The following is a 17,536-nucleotide window of genomic DNA, read 5'->3' as shown; positions in this document are numbered from 1 at the left end:
CATTGATGATTCAGACTGAACTATCGAATGTTGACCTCTACCTGAAACGCCTTGGTTACGACACACGGCCGTCGCCCACGCTCGACACCCTTCGCGAGTTGCAGTCGCGTCATACCGCAACGTTCCCTTTTGAAACCCTGTCGACGATGTTGTGGGTCCCGGTGCCCATCGACCTGCCTTCGGTCGAGCGCAAAGTCCTGCACGAGGGGCGAGGCGGTTACTGTTACGAACTCAACAACATGTTTCTCGCCCTGCTTCAGCAACTGGGGTTCGAAGCCCGAGGGATCAGCGGGCGGGTGGTGATGGGTGGCCCCGAGGACGCGTTGACCGCGCGCACTCACCGCTTGAGCCTGGTCAGCCTGGACGGGGTTCGTTACATCACGGATGTCGGCTTCGGTGGCATGGTGCCCACGGCGCCGCTGCGCCTTGATACTGAAGAGGAGCAGCCGACCGGCCATGAGCCGTACCGCATCGTTCGCAAGGACAGCAGCTACGCTTTGCGCGCGAAGGTCGCGGGGGAGTGGCGGCCGATGTACGTGTTCGATCTGCAGGTTCAGTCAGACATCGACTATCAGATCGGCAATTGGTATGTCTCGACCCACCCCGACTCTCCGTTTCGAGGGCAATTGAAGGTGGCGCGCACCGGGCCAGGGATGCGCCGCACGCTCAACAACGGTAGTTATGCGATTCACCGGATGGGCCAGGAGAGCGAGCGCCGGCAGCTCACGAATGCTGATGAAGTGATTGCGGTGCTGGAGCGCGAGTTCGATATTCGCGTGCCGCAGCATCCAGAGTTGAGGCAGGTGCTGGCGCAGCTGGTCGGCTCAAGCGAAAGACCTGACTGAGCGCTGCGTCAGGCATGGTTCAGTGTTCGAGTCGCTTTGGGTTTTGCCTTCGGGCTGTGCTCGGCTTCGAGCATCCGGTTGATTTCACTGGCTGCCACACTCAACGTCTGCTCCAGTGATTTCAGTTCAGCAGCGGTAATTCCCTTCTTCAGGTGTTTGATGCCTGCGTCAATGGCGCAGGCAGGCGTCGGACCCTGACCTTTTGCGTTCAGCAAGGCTTGGCGCAAGGTATTGTTGATCACGGTCTGATAGCCATATCCCGCACTCTCTGCGAGCTCGCGTGCTGCCTCTATCACGGCGTCATCGAGCATGATGGTGATGCGGGTCTTGCCTTTACTGGCGGCAACCGGCCCACGTTTGGCGCTGCTGAAGTCGTATTCTTCTTTCATGGTTCAAGCCTCCAGGTATTGGCGGCGCTCATTGTGGGTGGCGATGCGAGCAGAAATGATTCGAACGAAGTTCGGATCGCGGTAGGTGTAGACAACCACCAGTACCCGGCCCACAGCATCCTTACCCATAACGATCCACCGTTGCTCATCATGGTCGCTGTCCGGGAGCGTCAGGGCATTGTTGTCGTAGAACACCGGTTCGGTGTCGGCGAGACTGATGCCCTTGTGCTTCCTTTTGTTTGCAGCGTTTTTTACTTCGTCGTACTGAATGTCGAACGCTTTCATTATGCATACTTTATATGTATAAAAAAGGCAGCGAGTGAACCGTTGATCGCTGAAGAGACTTGAAGGTTAGTCGTCGTGGGGGAGGGGCCGAGGGAAGAACTATTTCAAGGTTTTGATGTGGGACTGCAAATACTGGCCGGCAAACTGTATACAACTCTATAGACATTTGTCTTGAGTATTGAATACAGTGTGCGCATAACAAAAACCAGGGAACCCCCTCACGATGAAAACGCCCTCTGTTTCACACCAACGGCCTGAGGATGAAAACCTCGGGGTCGGCGCGAATATGGCTTACGGCCTGCAACACGTTCTGACCATGTATGGCGGTATCGTTGCGGTACCACTGATCATCGGCCAAGCGGCCGGGCTTTCTCCGGCCGACATCGGTTTGTTGATTGCGGCGTCACTGTTTGCGGGGGGCTTGGCGACATTGCTGCAAACCCTCGGATTACCGTTTTTCGGCTGTCAGTTGCCGCTGGTTCAGGGCGTTTCGTTCTCGGGTGTCGCGACCATGGTGGCGATTGTCGGCAGCGGTGGTGAGGGTGGTTTTCAGTCGATTCTGGGGGCGGTGGTCGCCGCCTCGCTGATCGGGCTGCTGATCACGCCGGTGTTTTCTCGAATTACCAGGTTCTTCCCGCCGTTGGTCACCGGCATCGTGATCACCACCATCGGCCTGACGCTGATGCCGGTGGCAGCGCGCTGGGCCATGGGCGGTAACAGCCACGCGGAGAGCTTCGGCAGCATGGCGAACATCGGGCTGGCGGCATTGACGCTGGCACTGGTGCTGATGCTGAGCAAGATCGGCAGCGCCACGATCTCCCGCTTGTCGATCCTGTTGGCCATGGTGATCGGTACCGTGATTGCGGTGTTCCTTGGCATGGCCGACTTTTCGACGGTGACACAAGGACCGATGTTCGGCTTCCCGGCACCGTTCCACTTCGGCATGCCGACCTTCCACTTCGCAGCGATTCTGTCGATGTGCATCGTGATCATGGTGACGCTGGTGGAAACCTCTGCGGACATTCTGGCGGTCGGTGAAATCATCGGCACCAAGGTTGATTCCAGGCGTCTGGGCAACGGTCTGCGGGCCGACATGCTGTCGAGCATGATTGCGCCGATCTTCGGCTCCTTCACCCAAAGTGCCTTTGCGCAGAACGTCGGGCTGGTGGCGGTGACCGGGATCAAGAGCCGCTATGTGGTGGCCACCGGCGGGGTGTTCCTGGTGGTGCTCGGGCTGTTGCCGGTGATGGGGCGAGTGATCGCCGCTGTACCGACATCCGTCCTCGGCGGTGCCGGTATCGTGCTGTTTGGCACCGTGGCGGCGAGTGGTATTCGTACGCTGTCCAAGGTCGATTACCGCAACAACGTGAACCTGATCATCGTCGCCACTTCCATCGGCTTCGGCATGATCCCCATCGCCGCTCCCAACTTCTACGATCACTTCCCGAGCTGGTTCGCGACCATCTTCCATTCCGGTATCAGCTCGTCGGCGATCATGGCGATCGCGCTCAACCTGACCTTTAACCACTTCACCACCGGTAACTCGGACCAGCAGTCGGTCTTTGCTGCCGGCACCGAACGGACCTTGCGTTTCCAGGATCTGGCGGCGTTGCGCGAAGGGGATTACTTCAGTCGCGGCAAGCTGCATGACTGCGACGGTAACGAAGTCCCGGTGGTGGTGGATTCATCCCACGGCCCGACGGAGCATCATGCGGAGCATGCCAAAAGCAGTGAGCATGTCTGACGACACTGTGCAGAGCGGCGCCTGACCGACGACGCGCTCACAATCGATAAACAGAAGGGCAGAGGGGATCGCATCCCTTCTGCCCTTTTTGCATGACGCGTTCCGACTGACAGTCGACAAGTCGCAGTGAGGGCGCTAGGGGCGAGCGGCCTCGCTGGCGATCAGCATCATTGCTGCCGAGAGTGTGTGACCATCGGTGATCTGGCCGGCAGTGATCATGGCCATCAGTTCCTGGCGGGTGACGAACAAAAGATCATCCACCTCGCCATCGGTTGCGTCGGTCGCTTGTGTATCGAGGTAGACCTGGCACACCGCAACCGCACTGGCAATCAGCGATGTGTTGCTGTGCAGCAAACCCAACTCCTTGACCTTCAGCGCCTGCCAGCCCGTTTCCTCCAGCAGCTCGCGGGCCGCCGCGTCGCAGGCGGTTTCGTTCTCGTCGATGGCGCCCCGTGGGAACTCGATGGACATCCCGCCAATGGCTCGGCGCTTGAGGTTGACCAGCATCAACCGGCCGTCTTCCAGGGTTGGTACGGCCACCACGCCGTTAATAGCCCGGGCTTCCTTGATGATGAAGTAGCCGTTCTCGCGGACCACGTTGAAGTATGGGGTTTCCAGTAGGCACTGGGATTCGGTGACAGGCTTCATGCGCGGTATTACTCCAGAAAGCAGCGATCGAAAAGGTAGAGGTTGGCGGGTTTGAGGTTTTCCACCGTGGCTTGCGGGCGGCCGCCGTCGCCGCTTTTTTTGCGCCCGGTCTCTTGCAGGTAGCCGGCCTCGATCATCTTCAGCAGGCGCTGGCGGATGCTGGTCTTGAGCACCGGTCGTTCAAGCACCAGGGAGAATATGCTCACCGCTTCAGGCGCGCTGAATTCGTTGCCGAGGAACATCAACGGCAGGCTGCTGTACAACGACTTGGAGAACAGGCGCTCCTGCACCGAGGCCACCAGGCTGTTGTGATCGAAGGGCAGTCTGGTCGAGGCTTCGGCCACGTCCTTGAGCGGGAAAAATCCCTGGTGTTCGGCCGACTGGACTGCATCGCTGACGATGGCGAGGTAGAAGGTCGACGACGACCAGCAGCGCGGATCGCGGAACGCGTCACCGACCGTGCCGACCTGCTCGATCCAGGCCAGCGGCATGCCGACTTTTTTCGAGGCGCGCAGACGCTCCACGGCGTCGTTCAGCGTGAGGTCTTCGACCCCGCCGTTGACCACGATCCCGGGCAGCGCCCAATGGCCGGCGAACGGTTCGGTTTCGCGTCGGTTCAGGAGGATTTCCAGCGCCTGGGTTTCCCGGCAATAGCGCAGCACACAAAGGTCGATGGTGTGCAGGTAAGCGCTTGGAGGGGGGATGCGGTCTGGCATGTCAGCTTCCGTGGGCAGCGTAGAGGTCATAGTTTACCGGATCCATGCCGGGTGCCATCCAGTGGCTAGGCAGCGACTCGCCCAAGGCCAGCCGTTCGCGCAGCAGCGTACTGCGTACGTGGATCTGTTCCTCGACGCAGATGATGGAAAAGCGCTCCAGCAACTCCGGGCCGCGATAGAAGGTTGGCAACAGGTCCGCCACATCCTGGCCGACCACCAGGGCGATCTGTTTACCGTCCATGGCCAGGCTGTCGGCGAGATGGGCGAGCAGGGTGTAGCTGTAGATCGGACCTTCGACGCCGCGCGCCACGATCTGTTCGACCCGGCTGGCACGCACTTCTGCGCAGCAAAGCGGCTGTACGTGCTCGACGATCGATTCCAGCCAGTTCAGGCGCAGTTCATAGTCGGCCATTCGTTTGCCGTAAGGGTGCCTGAAGCTGGGGGCTACCAGCAGGCGCCTGGCCTGGCATGAGGCTTCGATCATCACCTGGGCATGCCCAGCGTGAGGAGGGTTGAAGGCGCCGCCATAGAGGGCTATTTCATACATGGCTGATCTCCCTGTTAGTACATGACGTGTACCTTATCACTGAATCCGTTCAGACGAAACCATCTGCCATTGCTCACATGCATACAGATAGTGGGCGGAATTCTTCGCGGTAAAAATATTTTCATGGTCGGGTATTGCAATGAAAGTACATGACATGTACTTTGTGGGCCATGCAAAGGAGAGACCCGACATGAACAGTCAGACCCTGAAAACCGCTTCCTTCGATGTCGATGCGCAAAAGAGCTTCACGCCGTTGTGCCCTGATGAGCTGCCCGTGGCGGGCGGCGAGCAGATCGGCAGCGAGCTGAACTTCATGGCCAGCCTGGCCAGCCTGCGTGTCGGCAGCAAGGACGCTCATACGGCTCAGGCCCCGTGGGTGGTGGCCGAGCACTCGCAAATGTTCCAGTCGACCGGCCTCGAACACGCCGATATCACTTGGGTCAGCCACTGTGTCCCTGGCACTGAAGGCTTCACCCTGCTGGACGAGTTGCCGACCCCGTACGACTACGACTACTTCGTCTGGAAGGGTGTCGAGCCGGACCTGCACCCTTACGGCGCCTGCTACCACGACCTGCACGGCAAGCTCTCCACCGGCGTGATCGAGTACCTGAACAGCCAGGGTGTGAAGCAGGTCATCGTTGGCGGTCTGGCGCTGGATTTCTGCGTCAAGACCACCGCCCTGCAACTGGCCGCTGCCGGTTTCAAGGTGATCATCCACTTGCCGGCCTGTCGGGCCATTAGTGAAGAGGGCGCCACTCAAGCCATTCAAGACATGCAACAAGCGGGAATCTCGGTGACCGCGACCCGCGAAGAAACCGCCAGTCTGGCAAGCGCATAAGGAAGAAAACATGGAAAGTGCATTCGATAGCAGCAACGGCGTCATCCAGAGTCTTCTGGATACCGACTACTACACCTTCACCATGATGCAGGCGGTGCTGCACCAGCACCCGAACGTCGAGGTGGAATACCAGTTCATCGTGCGCTCGAAGGAGCGGCTCGGGCACCTGATCCCGGACATTCGCGATGAGCTGGAGAAGCTCGCTGGCCTGCAGTTGCGCGAAGGTGAGCAGCGGTTTCTGTTCAATAAGCGTTTCCGTGAATACCTGACACCGGACTTTGAACAGTTCCTCGGTCTGTTTCGCTTCAACCTGCGCTACATCCACGTGTCGGAAGTCGACGGCCAACTGCACATCCGCGTCCGTGGTCCGATGTTGCACTGCATCATGTTCGAGCAGCCGGTGCTGGCGATGGTCAGTGAACTGCGCAACCGCGAGAAGTACCCGGAAGTCGAGCTGGCCGACGTTACCCGCAAGCTGTACCAGAAGTTCGAATGGCTGGAAAAAAACGCCAGCCGCGAAGAGCTCGCCGAGTTTCGCGTTTCGGACTTCTCCACCCGCCGGCGCCTGTCGTTCAGGGCCCAGCGCGAAGTGGTCAACGTCATGCGCAGTGACTTCCCCGGGGTGTTCGTCGGTACCAGCAATGCTCACCTGGCCTACGAATTCGATCTGCCGCTGATCGGCACCATGGCCCACCAATGGCTAATGGTCCACCAGCAACTCGGGCGGTTGCGCGAGAGCCAGAACGCTGCGTTGGAAAACTGGGTGCGTGAGTACCGTGGCAGGCTGGGGATTGCGCTCACCGACTGCATCAGCACCGACTTCTTCCTCAAGGATTTCGACCTGTACTTCGCCAAGCTCTATGACGGCCTGCGTCAGGATTCCGGTGACCCGATCGTCTGGGCCGACAAGGTGCTGGGGCGTTACAAGGAGCTGGGCATCGATCCAAGAACCAAGGACCTGATGTTCTCCGACGGTCTGAACTTCGAGAAGTGCCTGCCGATCCTGCGTCACGTGCGTGGCAAGGCCAGATTCGGTTTCGGCATGGGCACCAGCCTGGCCTGCGATGTCGAAGGCGTCGAACCGCTGAGCATCGTCATGAAGCTGGTGCGGGTGCATGGCGAGCCGGTGGTGAAGTTCTCCGACGACCCGATCAAGAATGTTTGTGAAGACGCCTCGTTCCTGCGCTACGCGGCCCAGGTATTCAACGTCAGCCTGATCAATCCACAGCTGGGGGCCTGATATGACTATGCAACGGCAAGAACGCATCGCCCGGGAACTGGGCATCGACCGGCAACTCGCCCGGGGTGGCGAGGCCGCTGAAATCGTCCGTCGTGTCGATTTCATTAAACAGGTGCTGCGCGAGTCGGGCTGCAAGGCCCTGGTGCTCGGCATCAGCGGCGGCGTCGACTCCTTGACCGCCGGCCGCCTGTGCCAGCTGGCCGTGGAACAACTGCGCGCCGAGGATCATGAGGCGCGCTTTATCGCCGTGCGCCTGCCGTACAAGACCCAGGCCGACGAACTCGACGCCCAGGCCTCCCTGGACTTCATTCGCCCGGACCTGATCACCACCAGCAACATCGCCGACTGTGTCGATGGCCTGATGGCCAATATCGCCATCGACGGTTTGCAGCCTTCGGCCGAACTCATCGACTTTGCCAAAGGCAACGTCAAGGCTCGGGCGCGGATGCTGGCGCAATACGCTATCGCCAACTTCTGCAACGGATTGGTGGTCGGCACCGATCATGGTGCGGAAGCGCTGATGGGTTTCTTCACCAAATTCGGCGACGGCGCCTGCGATCTGGCGCCGCTGTCCGGGTTGATCAAAAGCCAGGTGCGGTTGCTGGCCGACGCCCTGGGCGCGCCGACGCATCTGGTGCGCAAGGCGCCGACCGCCGACCTGGAAGACCTGGCACCGGGCAAGCTGGATGAGGCGGCGTATGGTTGCAGTTACGAGGAAATCGATGCGTATCTGATGGGCGAAGCGGTGTCGCAGCAGGCGCAGCAGATCATCGAAAGCGCCTACATCAAAACCGCTCACAAACGCGAACTGCCTCGTGTCCCCCGGCCATAGACGTTGAAGCTGCCGCAGGTTCGGGCTGCGTTCGGACGATTTTTTGATTTTCCATCAGCCACAAAAAAGCCCCTGAATCTTTCGATTCAGGGGCTTTTCGATAGTGCTGTCTGGCTCCACGACCTGGACTCGAACCAGGGACCCAGTGATTAACAGTCACTTGCTCTACCAACTGAGCTATCGCGGAATGCGCCGTATGTTACTGATTAAAAAGGACAAGTCAAGCATCAATTGCTCGAATGGCAGATTTTCAGGTGGGCGGTGATGATTCTTCAGGCGAGGAGGGCGTTGTCAGCCATTGGCGGTTACCAGAACCGTGGCAGAGGTCTACCATGGTCCCCCGGAAGTGGTTTCACGCGCTGCCGGCCCTCAGCCGAAAAGGTACGCGTCATGACTCACCAACCACTGCTCACGTCGTCAACGCTGCGCGAGGTGTTCGTATGAGCATTGCTCAGATCAGCCTGCCAAAAGGCGTCGGGCCGCATGCCGAGAAACTCTTCGATGCAATCACTCAGGCGAGCACCGCTGATGAGTTGAATCGCGCTGGCGGCAAGGCTGAAGGGTTTGTGCTGGGGCTGGAAAGCACCAAGGCGATCAAAAGCCAGGTTGCCGAATCGCTGTATGTGGCTTATGACGACGCCGCCAGTCAGCGTTCGAGCGAACTGGCGGGCTGATCGACCTTAACCGCCGAAGGTGAAGGTGCCGAGCAGGAACTTGGCGTACAGCGACGTGGCGGCCAGTTGCACCAGCCACAGGGCCAGGCCGCCAAGAAAGACGCCCAAGGCAACTTGCCACACCAGCCCGCTGCTGCGTTTGGTCTGGTTGCGTGGCACAAAGCGGTCCAGGTCCAGGTCGTCATCGCGGTCAGCGCGTAAGTCATCGTTTTTCATAAGATCTCTCAATAGGTGAAATGCGCGGTTTCTCGGGTGTACACGCTGATGTAGGAGCTGCCGCAGGTTCGGGCCGCGTTCGGACGATCTTTTCAGGTCGACACCGATGTATCAGTTTAGAGCCCATAGCCTGCGCATTCAGAATTATCTGCTCGCCAACGAAAAGGGGAAGCCAAACGGCTTCCCCTTTTCTATCGCGCGTGTGGCTTAGATCACCTGAGCGATGGCCTTGGTCACTACGTCGATGTTGCTCTGGTTCAGCGTGGCAACGCAGATGCGGCCGGTGTCCAGGGCGTAGATGCCGAACTCGTTACGCAGACGGGTCACTTGCTCAACCGTCAGGCCCGAGTACGAGAACATGCCGCGTTGACGGCCGACGAAGCTGAAGTCCTGGTGAGGCGCGTTTTTCGCCAGCAGATCGACCATCTGCTGGCGCATGCCGCGAATGCGCAGACGCATTTCAGCCAGTTCCTGTTCCCATTGGGCGCGCAGTTCAGGGCTGTTCAGTACGGCCGCAACGATCGCTGCACCGTGGGTCGGCGGGTTGGAGTAGTTGGTGCGGATCACGCGTTTGACTTGCGACAGCACGCGAGCGCTTTCTTCTTTCGATTCGCTGACGATCGACAGCGCGCCAACACGTTCACCGTACAGCGAGAACGATTTGGAGAACGAGCTGGAAACGAAGAAGTTCAGGCCCGACTCGGCGAACAGGCGCACGGCAGCGGCGTCTTCGTCGATGCCGTCGCCAAAGCCCTGATAGGCCATGTCGAGGAACGGCACGTGGTTTTTTGCCTTGATCACGTCCAGCACGTTGTTCCAGTCTGCCGGGCTCAGGTCGACGCCAGTCGGGTTGTGGCAGCAGGCGTGCAGCACAACGATGGAGCCAGCCGGCAGGGCGTTCAGGTCTTCCAGCAGGCCGGCGCGGTTCACGTCGTGAGTCGCGGCGTCGTAGTAGCGATAGTTCTGAACCGGGAAGCCGGCGGTTTCGAACAGCGCGCGGTGGTTTTCCCAGCTTGGGTCGCTGATCGCAACGACGGCGTTCGGCAGCAGTTGCTTGAGGAAGTCAGCGCCGATTTTCAGTGCGCCGGTACCGCCGACGGACTGGGCGGTGACAACCCGGCCAGCGGCAAGCAGTGGCGAGTCTTTACCGAACAGCAGCTTTTGCACGGCCTGGTCGTAGGCGGCGATACCGTCGATCGGCAGGTAGCCACGGGAAGCGTGTTGAGCAGCGCGAATCGTCTCGGCTTCGACAACGGCTCGCAGGAGTGGAATTCGCCCCTCCTCGTTGCAGTAAACACCGACCCCCAGGTTGACCTTATTGGTACGGGTGTCAGCGTTGAATGCTTCGTTGAGGCCCAGGATTGGATCGCGTGGTGCCATTTCGACAGCGGAGAAGAGGCTCATTATTGCGGCGGCTCTGAATGGAATGTGGAGGGACGTGTAGCGCTCCAGCCGAATGCACTAGAGCGGTGCACAAACGGGGAGCTAGTATAGAGGCCAACACCGGGCGCGGCGACAGGCGTTTCCGCTTTTCGGGCAGGTTTTTTCGGATTATTTTTTGCTCGTTAGCCTTATTGTCATGTCAATGGCTTAGGGGCATGTAGGACGTTTACCTTGAAACTAGAGGTATTCGGCACCACATCAACGGTTATCATGATTTTTCCCTGCGACATTCGTCGTGAGCGACCTTCACCGTTCTGGCGCGCCCGCCAGCGCCGGAGTGCGTCGCTCCTTGGAAACCAATAGGTACGATATGTCTGAATTCCAGCTAGTCACCCGCTTCGAGCCCGCCGGCGATCAGCCGGAAGCCATCCGTCTGATGGTCGAGGGCATCGAGGCCGGGCTGGCGCACCAGACGTTGCTTGGTGTGACCGGTTCGGGCAAGACCTTCAGTATCGCCAACGTGATCGCCCAGGTGCAGCGACCGACGCTGGTGCTGGCGCCGAACAAGACGCTGGCGGCGCAACTGTATGGCGAGTTCAAGGCGTTCTTCCCGAACAACGCGGTGGAGTACTTCGTTTCCTACTACGACTACTACCAGCCCGAAGCCTACGTGCCGTCGTCCGATACCTTCATTGAGAAAGATGCCTCGATCAACGATCACATCGAGCAGATGCGACTGTCGGCGACCAAAGCGCTGCTGGAGCGCAAGGACGCGATCATTGTCACCACGGTCTCGTGCATCTACGGTTTGGGCAGTCCGGAAACCTATTTGAAAATGGTGCTGCACGTCGATCGTGGCGACAAGCTCGATCAGCGCGCCTTGCTGCGCCGTTTGGCTGACCTGCAATACACCCGCAATGACATGGATTTTGCTCGCGCGACCTTCCGCGTGCGCGGCGATGTGATTGATATCCATCCGGCGGAATCCGATTTTGAAGCGATCCGTATTGAGCTCTTCGATGATGAAGTGGAGAAGATTTCCGCTTTCGATCCGCTCACCGGCGAAGTGATTCGCCAGCTGCCGCGTTTCACCTTCTATCCAAAAAGCCACTATGTAACGCCGCGAGAAACCCTGCTGGGAGCCATCGAAGGAATCAAGGTCGAGCTGCAGGAGCGCCTGGAATACCTGCGCTCCAACAATAAACTGGTGGAGGCCCAGCGGCTGGAGCAGCGCACCCGTTTTGACCTGGAGATGATTCTGGAGCTGGGTTACTGCAACGGTATCGAAAACTACTCGCGCTACCTCTCGGGTCGAGAGTCGGGTGAGCCGCCTCCCACCTTGTTTGACTATCTGCCCGCCGATGCCTTGCTGGTGATCGACGAATCCCACGTCAGCGTGCCGCAGGTTGGCGCGATGTATAAGGGTGACCGTTCGCGTAAAGAGACGCTGGTCGAATACGGTTTCCGGCTGCCGTCGGCGCTGGACAACCGGCCGATGCGTTTTGATGAATGGGAAAGCATCAGTCCGCAGACGATCTTCGTCTCGGCCACCCCGGGTAACTACGAGGCGGAACACGCCGGTCGGGTGATCGAGCAGTTGGTGCGGCCGACCGGTCTGGTCGATCCGCAAATCGAGATTCGTCCAGCGCTGACTCAGGTCGACGACTTGCTCTCGGAAATCACCAAGCGTGTGGCGCTGGAGGAGCGGGTGTTGGTCACTACGTTGACCAAGCGCATGTCCGAAGACTTGACCGACTACCTTGCCGACCACGGTGTGCGCGTACGTTATCTGCACTCGGACATTGATACCGTGGAGCGGGTCGAGATCATCCGCGATTTGCGTCTGGGCACCTTCGATGTGCTGGTGGGGATCAACCTGCTGCGTGAAGGCCTGGACATGCCGGAAGTGTCGCTGGTGGCGATTCTCGATGCCGACAAGGAGGGCTTCCTGCGCTCCGAGCGTTCGCTGATCCAGACCATCGGTCGCGCGGCGCGGAACCTCAATGGCCGGGCAATTCTGTATGCCGACCGGATCACCGGGTCGATGGAGCGGGCGATTGGCGAGACCGAGCGTCGTCGCGACAAGCAAATCGCTTTCAACCTGGCGAATGGCATCACCCCCAAAGGCGTGTTCAAGGACGTTGCCGACATCATGGAAGGCGCCACCGTGCCCGGCTCGCGCAGCAAGAAGCGCAAAGGCATGGCCAAGGCTGCCGAGGAAAGTGCCCGCTACGAAAACGAGCTGCGTTCGCCGAGCGAAATCGCCAAGCGCATTCGTCAATTGGAAGAGAAGATGTACCAGCTCGCCCGCGACCTGGAGTTCGAAGCCGCCGCGCAGACACGCGACGAAATCACCAAGATGCGCGAGCGGTTGTTGACCGTCTGATGATCAGTCCCTGTGGCGAGGGGGCTTGCCCCCGTTCGGCCGCAAAGCGGTCGTAATACCCGCCGACTCGATCTATCAGGCATAACTCGGTTGCCTGTATTGGGGCCGCTTCGCGCCCCAGCGGGGGCAAGCCCCCTCGCCACAAAGGCTTAGTGCGCTTCGCCAGCCTTCAACCCGGGCGGCAACGCTTTGGTCAGCAGGATCGCCAGCATGCTCACCCCCAGCGCAATCCCGACAAAGTGAAATGCATCGTTGTAGGCCATGATCAAGGCCTGCTGATGGGTGATTTCGCTGAGTTTGCCCAGCGCGGCCATTTCGCTGCCAAATCGATCAGTCATGCTCGCCATGCGCTCGGCCACCTGCGGGTTGGTCGGCACGATCGACTCGCGTAAATAATCGAAGTAGGTCTTGGTTCGGGCATCCAGCAGGGTCGCGAGCAGGGCGATGCCAATCGCGCCGCCAAGGTTGCGCAGAATGTTGAACAGGCTCGACGCGGAGCCTGCATCCTGCGGCAGGATGTAGGCGGTGGCGATCAGCGAAATGGTCACCATGATCAGCGGCTGGCCCAGCGCCCGGACGAGCTGGATCTGATTGAACTGTGGTCCGGCGAAGTCGGGGTTGAGTGCGCCCGAAAGAATGCTCGCCAAGCCAAACAGGCCGAAACCGAGCGTGCACAGCCACTTCGGCGAAACGAACTTCATCAACTTCGGCACCAGCGGAATCAGGAACAGCTGCGGCACGCCCATCCACATGATCACTTCGCCGATCTGCAAGGCGTTGTAGCTCTGGATCTGCGCCAGGTACAGCGGCAGCAGATAAATCGAGCCGTACAGCCCCACACCCATGCCCAGGCTGGAAATGCTCGATAAGCCGAAGTTGCGGTTGCGCAAGATGCCCAGATTGATCAGCGGATTGGGCTTGGACACTTGCACGATCACAAAGGTGATCAGGCTCAACAGGGCGATGCAGCCCAGCGTCACGATCAGATTCGACTCCAGCCAGTCCTTGCGATGGCCTTCCTCGAGAAACACCTGCAAGCACCCGAGGCCAACGCCCAGCGTGAGAATGCCTATGTAGTCGGTGCTTTTGAGCAATTCCCAGTGGGCTGCTTTCTTCTCCAGGCCATACATGAGGCCGGCGATCATGATCAGCCCCGGCGGAATGTTGATGTAGAAGATGTACTTCCAGCCCCAGTTTTCCGTCAGCCAGCCGCCGAGGGTCGGGCCGATAGAGGGCGCGAAGGTCGCGGTCATGGCGAACATCGCCATGCCTTTGGCACGATGGTGTTCGGGGAGTTTGATCAGTGTCAGGGTGAACGCCAGCGGGATCAGTGCGCCGCCAGTGAAGCCCTGCAAGGCGCGAAACACGATCATGCTCTCCAGGCTCCAGGCCATCGAACAGAGCAGGGAAGAGGCCAGAAAACCCAGCGAAACCCACACCGCCAGGCGTCGTGCCGAGAGCAGTTGCACCAGCCACGCGGTGAGCGGAATCATGATGATTTCCGCCACCAGGTACGAGGTGGAAATCCACGAGCCTTCTTCCAGGGTCGCTGACAGCGCGCCTTGAATGTCCTTGAGCGAGGCGTTGGTGATCTGGATGTCGAGCACCGCCATGAAGGCGCCGAGCATCACGCTCATCACCGCAATCCAGTCCCGGCGGGTCGGTTCGCCGGCCGGGCGGATCAGTTGATCACCGGCCATCGCCAGGGTCTTTGATGCTGACTTTGACGGTGACCGACATGCCCGGGCGGATCTTGCCGTGCAGCGGATTGTCGGCGGCAAAGGTCAGCTTTACCGGAATCCGTTGCACCACTTTGGTGAAGTTGCCGGTGGCATTGTCCGGTGGCAGCAGGCTGAACTGCGCGCCCGAGGCAGCGAACAGGCTGTCGACCCGGGCTTCGATCGGTGTATCGCTGTAGGCATCGAAGGTCAGTTCGGCTTTCTGGCCGGGCTGCATGTGACCAATCTGGGTTTCCTTGAAGTTGGCCTGAATCCAGATGTCCTGGTCCGGGACGATCGACAGCAGGTAAGCGCCCGCCTGGACGTATTGGCCATTGCGGGCGGCACGCTGGCCGATCAGGCCGCTGATCGGTGCGTGGATTTCGCTGCGAGTCAGGTTCAGTTGGGCCTGCGCCAGATCGGCTTTGGCGTTGGCGATCTGGGCGTCCAGACGCTTGATCTCGGCCGTCAAGGCGTTGACCTGTTGACGCTGGCCCTGGGCGTCAGCCTGGGCCTTGGCGACTTGCGAGCGAGCGATGCGGTTGTCGGCGGAGAGGGTGGTCACCCGTTCTTCCGAGACATAACCCGGTTTGCGCAGGGTTTGTGCGCGTGACAAATCGATTTGCGAGCGGCCGAGGGTGGCCTGGCTGGCGGCGACCTGCGCTTCGCTGGCGGCGATCAGACTGGCTTGTTGGGTCAGTTTGCTCTGGGCTTGCAGGCGCTCGGCTTCGCGGGTAGCGAGGGTTGCATTGGCGCGGTCGACGGCGAGATGAAAATCATCGCCTTCAAGTCGGATCAGTAGTTGGCCTTGTTCGACATGCTGGTTGTCCTGTACCAGCACTTCCTCGATGCGCGCGCCCAACTGGCTGGAGACACGGGTGATTTCACCCTGGACATAAGCGTTATCGGTGCTTTCGTAAAACCGTCCCTTGAAGAACCATTGAGCGAAGAAGCCCCCAGCAACCAGCAGGACGATCAGCAGGAAAGTGAACAGGCGACGCTTGAGTTGGGCAGGCATGAGCAGACTGTAGTCGAGAAAGTGTAAGGAGATTTATCAGTACTCGAATCTGTCATATAGCCGATAAGCGGTAAATGCCACTTATTGATAATCAGTCGTTGAGCGCTGCCAGAGCCTTTTGTAGCCCCAACGTTGGCTTAAATGCCCTGCTCACTGGAGCCGGGCGGGCAACGCCTGTTACCATTCGCCCTTTGTTTCATCTCCGCTTTTTATATTCTTTCGAGACATGCCATGACCACCGTCCGCACTCGCATCGCGCCATCGCCTACCGGCGATCCCCATGTCGGCACCGCTTACATCGCTTTGTTCAACTACTGCTTTGCCAAGCAGCATGGCGGTGAGTTCATCCTGCGGATTGAAGACACCGACCAATTGCGTTCGACCCGCGAGTCCGAACAGCAAATATTCGACGCCTTGCGCTGGCTGGGCATCAACTGGAGCGAAGGCCCGGATGTCGGCGGCCCGCACGGTCCGTATCGCCAGAGCGAACGTGGCGACATCTACCAGAAGTACTGCCAGCAACTGGTCGACCTGGGGCACGCGTTCCCGTGCTTCTGCACCGCTGAAGAACTGGACCAGATGCGCGCCGAGCAAATGGCCCGCGGCGAAACCCCGCGTTACGACGGCCGTGCGCTGTTGCTCTCCAAGGAAGAAGTGGCGCGCCGTCTGGCCGCTGGCGAGCCGCACGTCATCCGCATGAAGGTGCCGACCGAAGGCGTTTGCGTGGTGCCGGACATGTTGCGTGGCGACGTCGAGATCCCGTGGGATCGCATGGACATGCAAGTGTTGATGAAGACCGACGGCCTGCCGACCTACTTCCTCGCCAACGTGGTCGACGACCACCTGATGGGCATCACCCACGTATTGCGCGGCGAAGAATGGCTGCCATCGGCGCCGAAGCTGATCCTGCTTTACGAGTACTTCGGTTGGGAGCAACCAGAGCTGTGCTACATGCCGCTGCTGCGTAACCCGGACAAGAGCAAGCTGTCCAAGCGCAAGAACCCGACCTCGGTGACGTTCTACGAGCGCATGGGCTTCATGCCGGAAGCGATGCTCAACTACCTCGGTCGCATGGGCTGGTCGATGCCGGACGAGCGCGAGAAGTTCTCGCTGCAGGAAATGGTCGACAACTTCGACCTGAAACGCGTGTCCCTTGGCGGGCCGATTTTCGACATCGAGAAGCTGTCGTGGCTCAACGGCCAATGGCTGCGTGATCTGCCGGTGGAAGAGTTCGCCAGCCGCGTGCAGGCGTGGGCGCTGAACCCTGAATACATGATGAAGATCGCGCCGCACGTGCAGGGTCGGGTTGAAACCTTCAGCCAGATCGCACCGTTGGCCGGATTCTTCTTCGCCGGTGGCGTGACTCCGGATGCCAAGCTGTTCGAATCCAAGAAGCTCTCGGGCGATCAGGTTCGCCAGTTGATGCAGTTGATCCTGTGGAAGCTCGAAAGCCTGCGTCAGTGGGAGAAGGACAGCATCACGGCGACCATTCAGGCGGTAGTCGAATCCCTGGAGCTGAAGCTGCGTGATGCCATGCCGCTGATGTTCGCGGCAATCACTGGCCAGGCCAGTTCGGTGTCGGTGCTGGATGCGATGGAAATCCTTGGTCCGGACCTGACGCGTTTCCGTCTGCGCCAGGCGATCGACTTGCTCGGTGGCGTGTCGAAGAAAGAAAACAAAGAGTGGGAAAAGCTCTTGGGCGCTATCGTCTGAGGTGTTTGACCCCGTGCAGGAACCGCCGAAGGCTGCGATCTTTTGATCTTGCTCTTCGGCGTCACCCCCATTTTTCGGGGGGAGGGCGGTAAGTGATTGTTATGGCGGCAAAAAATTTTGAAAATTGTTAAAAATAAGTTTGACAGCTTTCCGATGCGCCATTAAGATTCGCCCCGTCCTCAGCGATGAGGGGCTATAGCTCAGCTGGGAGAGCGCTTGCATGGCATGCAAGAGGTCGACGGTTCGATCCCGTCTAGCTCCACCAATTTACACTTCAAGGCCTGGCCACACCGTCCTTGAAGCGATCAACACTCAGCGTTGATCAGTTGTATAGAAGGGTTTGC

At 59.5% G+C, this 17,536-nt stretch carries 17 protein-coding genes and 2 tRNA genes; 9 read left to right on the top strand and 10 right to left on the bottom strand.

Translation table 11 applies throughout. From position 1 onward, the window contains the following. The first annotated feature begins 5 nt into the window (after positions 1-5). Positions 6-845, top strand: coding sequence for an arylamine N-acetyltransferase family protein (locus tag AC3WK5_RS27165; RefSeq protein WP_103319219.1), 840 nt, complete (start codon positions 6-8; stop codon positions 843-845). Positions 846-853: 8 nt separating this feature from the next. Here AC3WK5_RS27165 and AC3WK5_RS27160 read toward each other — a convergent pair whose 3' ends face one another. Continuing rightward, complete coding sequence (locus AC3WK5_RS27160) at positions 854-1,234, bottom strand: BrnA antitoxin family protein (protein ID WP_103319217.1); 381 nt, start codon at positions 1,232-1,234, stop codon at positions 854-856. A gap of 3 nt (positions 1,235-1,237) precedes the next feature. After that, on the bottom strand, positions 1,238-1,519 hold the full coding sequence (locus tag AC3WK5_RS27155; protein ID WP_103319215.1) for a BrnT family toxin: 282 nt from the start codon (positions 1,517-1,519) through the stop codon (positions 1,238-1,240). Positions 1,520-1,742: 223 nt separating this feature from the next. Between AC3WK5_RS27155 and AC3WK5_RS27150 the strand changes: the two genes are divergently transcribed. Beyond that, positions 1,743-3,263, top strand: a complete 1,521-nt coding sequence (locus tag AC3WK5_RS27150) for a nucleobase:cation symporter-2 family protein (protein WP_103319213.1) — start codon at positions 1,743-1,745, stop codon at positions 3,261-3,263. A 135-nt stretch (positions 3,264-3,398) separates the two neighbouring features. Here AC3WK5_RS27150 and AC3WK5_RS27145 read toward each other — a convergent pair whose 3' ends face one another. Genes AC3WK5_RS27145 through AC3WK5_RS27135 form a run of 3 tightly spaced genes read right to left on the bottom strand, consistent with a single transcriptional unit; the run spans position 3,399 to position 5,174 of the window. Then, positions 3,399-3,911: an NUDIX hydrolase gene (locus AC3WK5_RS27145; RefSeq protein WP_103319211.1), complete on the bottom strand. Its 513-nt coding sequence runs from the start codon at positions 3,909-3,911 to the stop codon at positions 3,399-3,401. 8 nt (positions 3,912-3,919) lie between these two features. Continuing rightward, complete coding sequence (locus AC3WK5_RS27140; protein WP_103319210.1) at positions 3,920-4,627, bottom strand: NUDIX hydrolase; 708 nt, start codon at positions 4,625-4,627, stop codon at positions 3,920-3,922. Between the two features lies 1 nt (position 4,628). After that, on the bottom strand, positions 4,629-5,174 hold the full coding sequence (locus AC3WK5_RS27135; RefSeq protein ID WP_103319207.1) for an adenylyltransferase/cytidyltransferase family protein: 546 nt from the start codon (positions 5,172-5,174) through the stop codon (positions 4,629-4,631). Positions 5,175-5,364: 190 nt separating this feature from the next. Here AC3WK5_RS27135 and AC3WK5_RS27130 point away from each other — a divergent pair, with 190 nt between their 5' ends. From AC3WK5_RS27130 to nadE, 3 genes are read left to right on the top strand one after another with little or no spacing between them, the layout of a single operon-like run. After that, positions 5,365-6,012 carry a nicotinamidase gene (locus tag AC3WK5_RS27130; protein WP_103319204.1) on the top strand — a complete coding sequence of 216 codons (648 nt, stop codon included), beginning with the start codon at positions 5,365-5,367 and terminating at the stop codon, positions 6,010-6,012. 10 nt (positions 6,013-6,022) lie between these two features. Next, positions 6,023-7,252, top strand: a complete 1,230-nt coding sequence (pncB, locus tag AC3WK5_RS27125; RefSeq protein WP_054596603.1) for a nicotinate phosphoribosyltransferase — start codon at positions 6,023-6,025, stop codon at positions 7,250-7,252. A gap of 1 nt (position 7,253) precedes the next feature. Further along, positions 7,254-8,084 carry an NAD(+) synthase gene (nadE, locus tag AC3WK5_RS27120; protein ID WP_103319202.1) on the top strand — a complete coding sequence of 277 codons (831 nt, stop codon included), beginning with the start codon at positions 7,254-7,256 and terminating at the stop codon, positions 8,082-8,084. 111 nt (positions 8,085-8,195) lie between these two features. Here the strand turns inward: nadE and AC3WK5_RS27115 are convergent. Beyond that, a tRNA-Asn gene (locus AC3WK5_RS27115) sits at positions 8,196-8,271 on the bottom strand. 253 nt (positions 8,272-8,524) lie between these two features. Here AC3WK5_RS27115 and AC3WK5_RS27110 point away from each other — a divergent pair. After that, on the top strand, positions 8,525-8,758 hold the full coding sequence (locus tag AC3WK5_RS27110; RefSeq protein WP_095079262.1) for a hypothetical protein: 234 nt from the start codon (positions 8,525-8,527) through the stop codon (positions 8,756-8,758). Between the two features lie 6 nt (positions 8,759-8,764). Here AC3WK5_RS27110 and AC3WK5_RS27105 read toward each other — a convergent pair whose 3' ends face one another. Continuing rightward, the gene (locus tag AC3WK5_RS27105) at positions 8,765-8,974 is read right to left on the bottom strand and encodes a hypothetical protein (RefSeq protein WP_054596606.1); all 210 of its coding nucleotides are present in this window, start codon (positions 8,972-8,974) and stop codon (positions 8,765-8,767) included. Positions 8,975-9,181: 207 nt separating this feature from the next. Continuing rightward, positions 9,182-10,378 carry an amino acid aminotransferase gene (locus AC3WK5_RS27100; RefSeq protein ID WP_103319199.1) on the bottom strand — a complete coding sequence of 399 codons (1,197 nt, stop codon included), beginning with the start codon at positions 10,376-10,378 and terminating at the stop codon, positions 9,182-9,184. 349 nt (positions 10,379-10,727) lie between these two features. On the opposite strand from AC3WK5_RS27100, the gene uvrB reads away from it, so the two are divergent. Further along, positions 10,728-12,743, top strand: a complete 2,016-nt coding sequence (gene uvrB / locus AC3WK5_RS27095) for an excinuclease ABC subunit UvrB (RefSeq protein ID WP_019692689.1) — start codon at positions 10,728-10,730, stop codon at positions 12,741-12,743. A gap of 149 nt (positions 12,744-12,892) precedes the next feature. Here uvrB and AC3WK5_RS27090 read toward each other — a convergent pair whose 3' ends face one another. Next, a complete protein-coding gene (locus AC3WK5_RS27090) occupies positions 12,893-14,443 on the bottom strand; it encodes an MDR family MFS transporter (RefSeq protein WP_103319197.1) in 1,551 nt (516 codons plus the stop codon). Then, positions 14,433-15,479: an HlyD family secretion protein gene (locus AC3WK5_RS27085; RefSeq protein WP_103319195.1), complete on the bottom strand. Its 1,047-nt coding sequence runs from the start codon at positions 15,477-15,479 to the stop codon at positions 14,433-14,435. The genes AC3WK5_RS27090 and AC3WK5_RS27085 overlap by 11 nt, the downstream gene beginning before the upstream one ends. 231 nt (positions 15,480-15,710) lie before the next feature. On the opposite strand from AC3WK5_RS27085, the gene gltX reads away from it, so the two are divergent. Then, a complete protein-coding gene (gene gltX, locus AC3WK5_RS27080) occupies positions 15,711-17,192 on the top strand; it encodes a glutamate--tRNA ligase (protein WP_103319194.1) in 1,482 nt (493 codons plus the stop codon). 189 nt (positions 17,193-17,381) lie between these two features. Continuing rightward, a tRNA-Ala gene (locus AC3WK5_RS27075) sits at positions 17,382-17,457 on the top strand. Positions 17,458-17,536: the final 79 nt, after the last annotated feature.

It is taken from the genome of Pseudomonas sp. FW306-02-D09B (genome assembly GCF_058782685.1).
The sequence above is the reverse complement of the archived record's forward strand: the minus strand, read 5'-3'. Positions and strand labels throughout refer to the sequence as shown.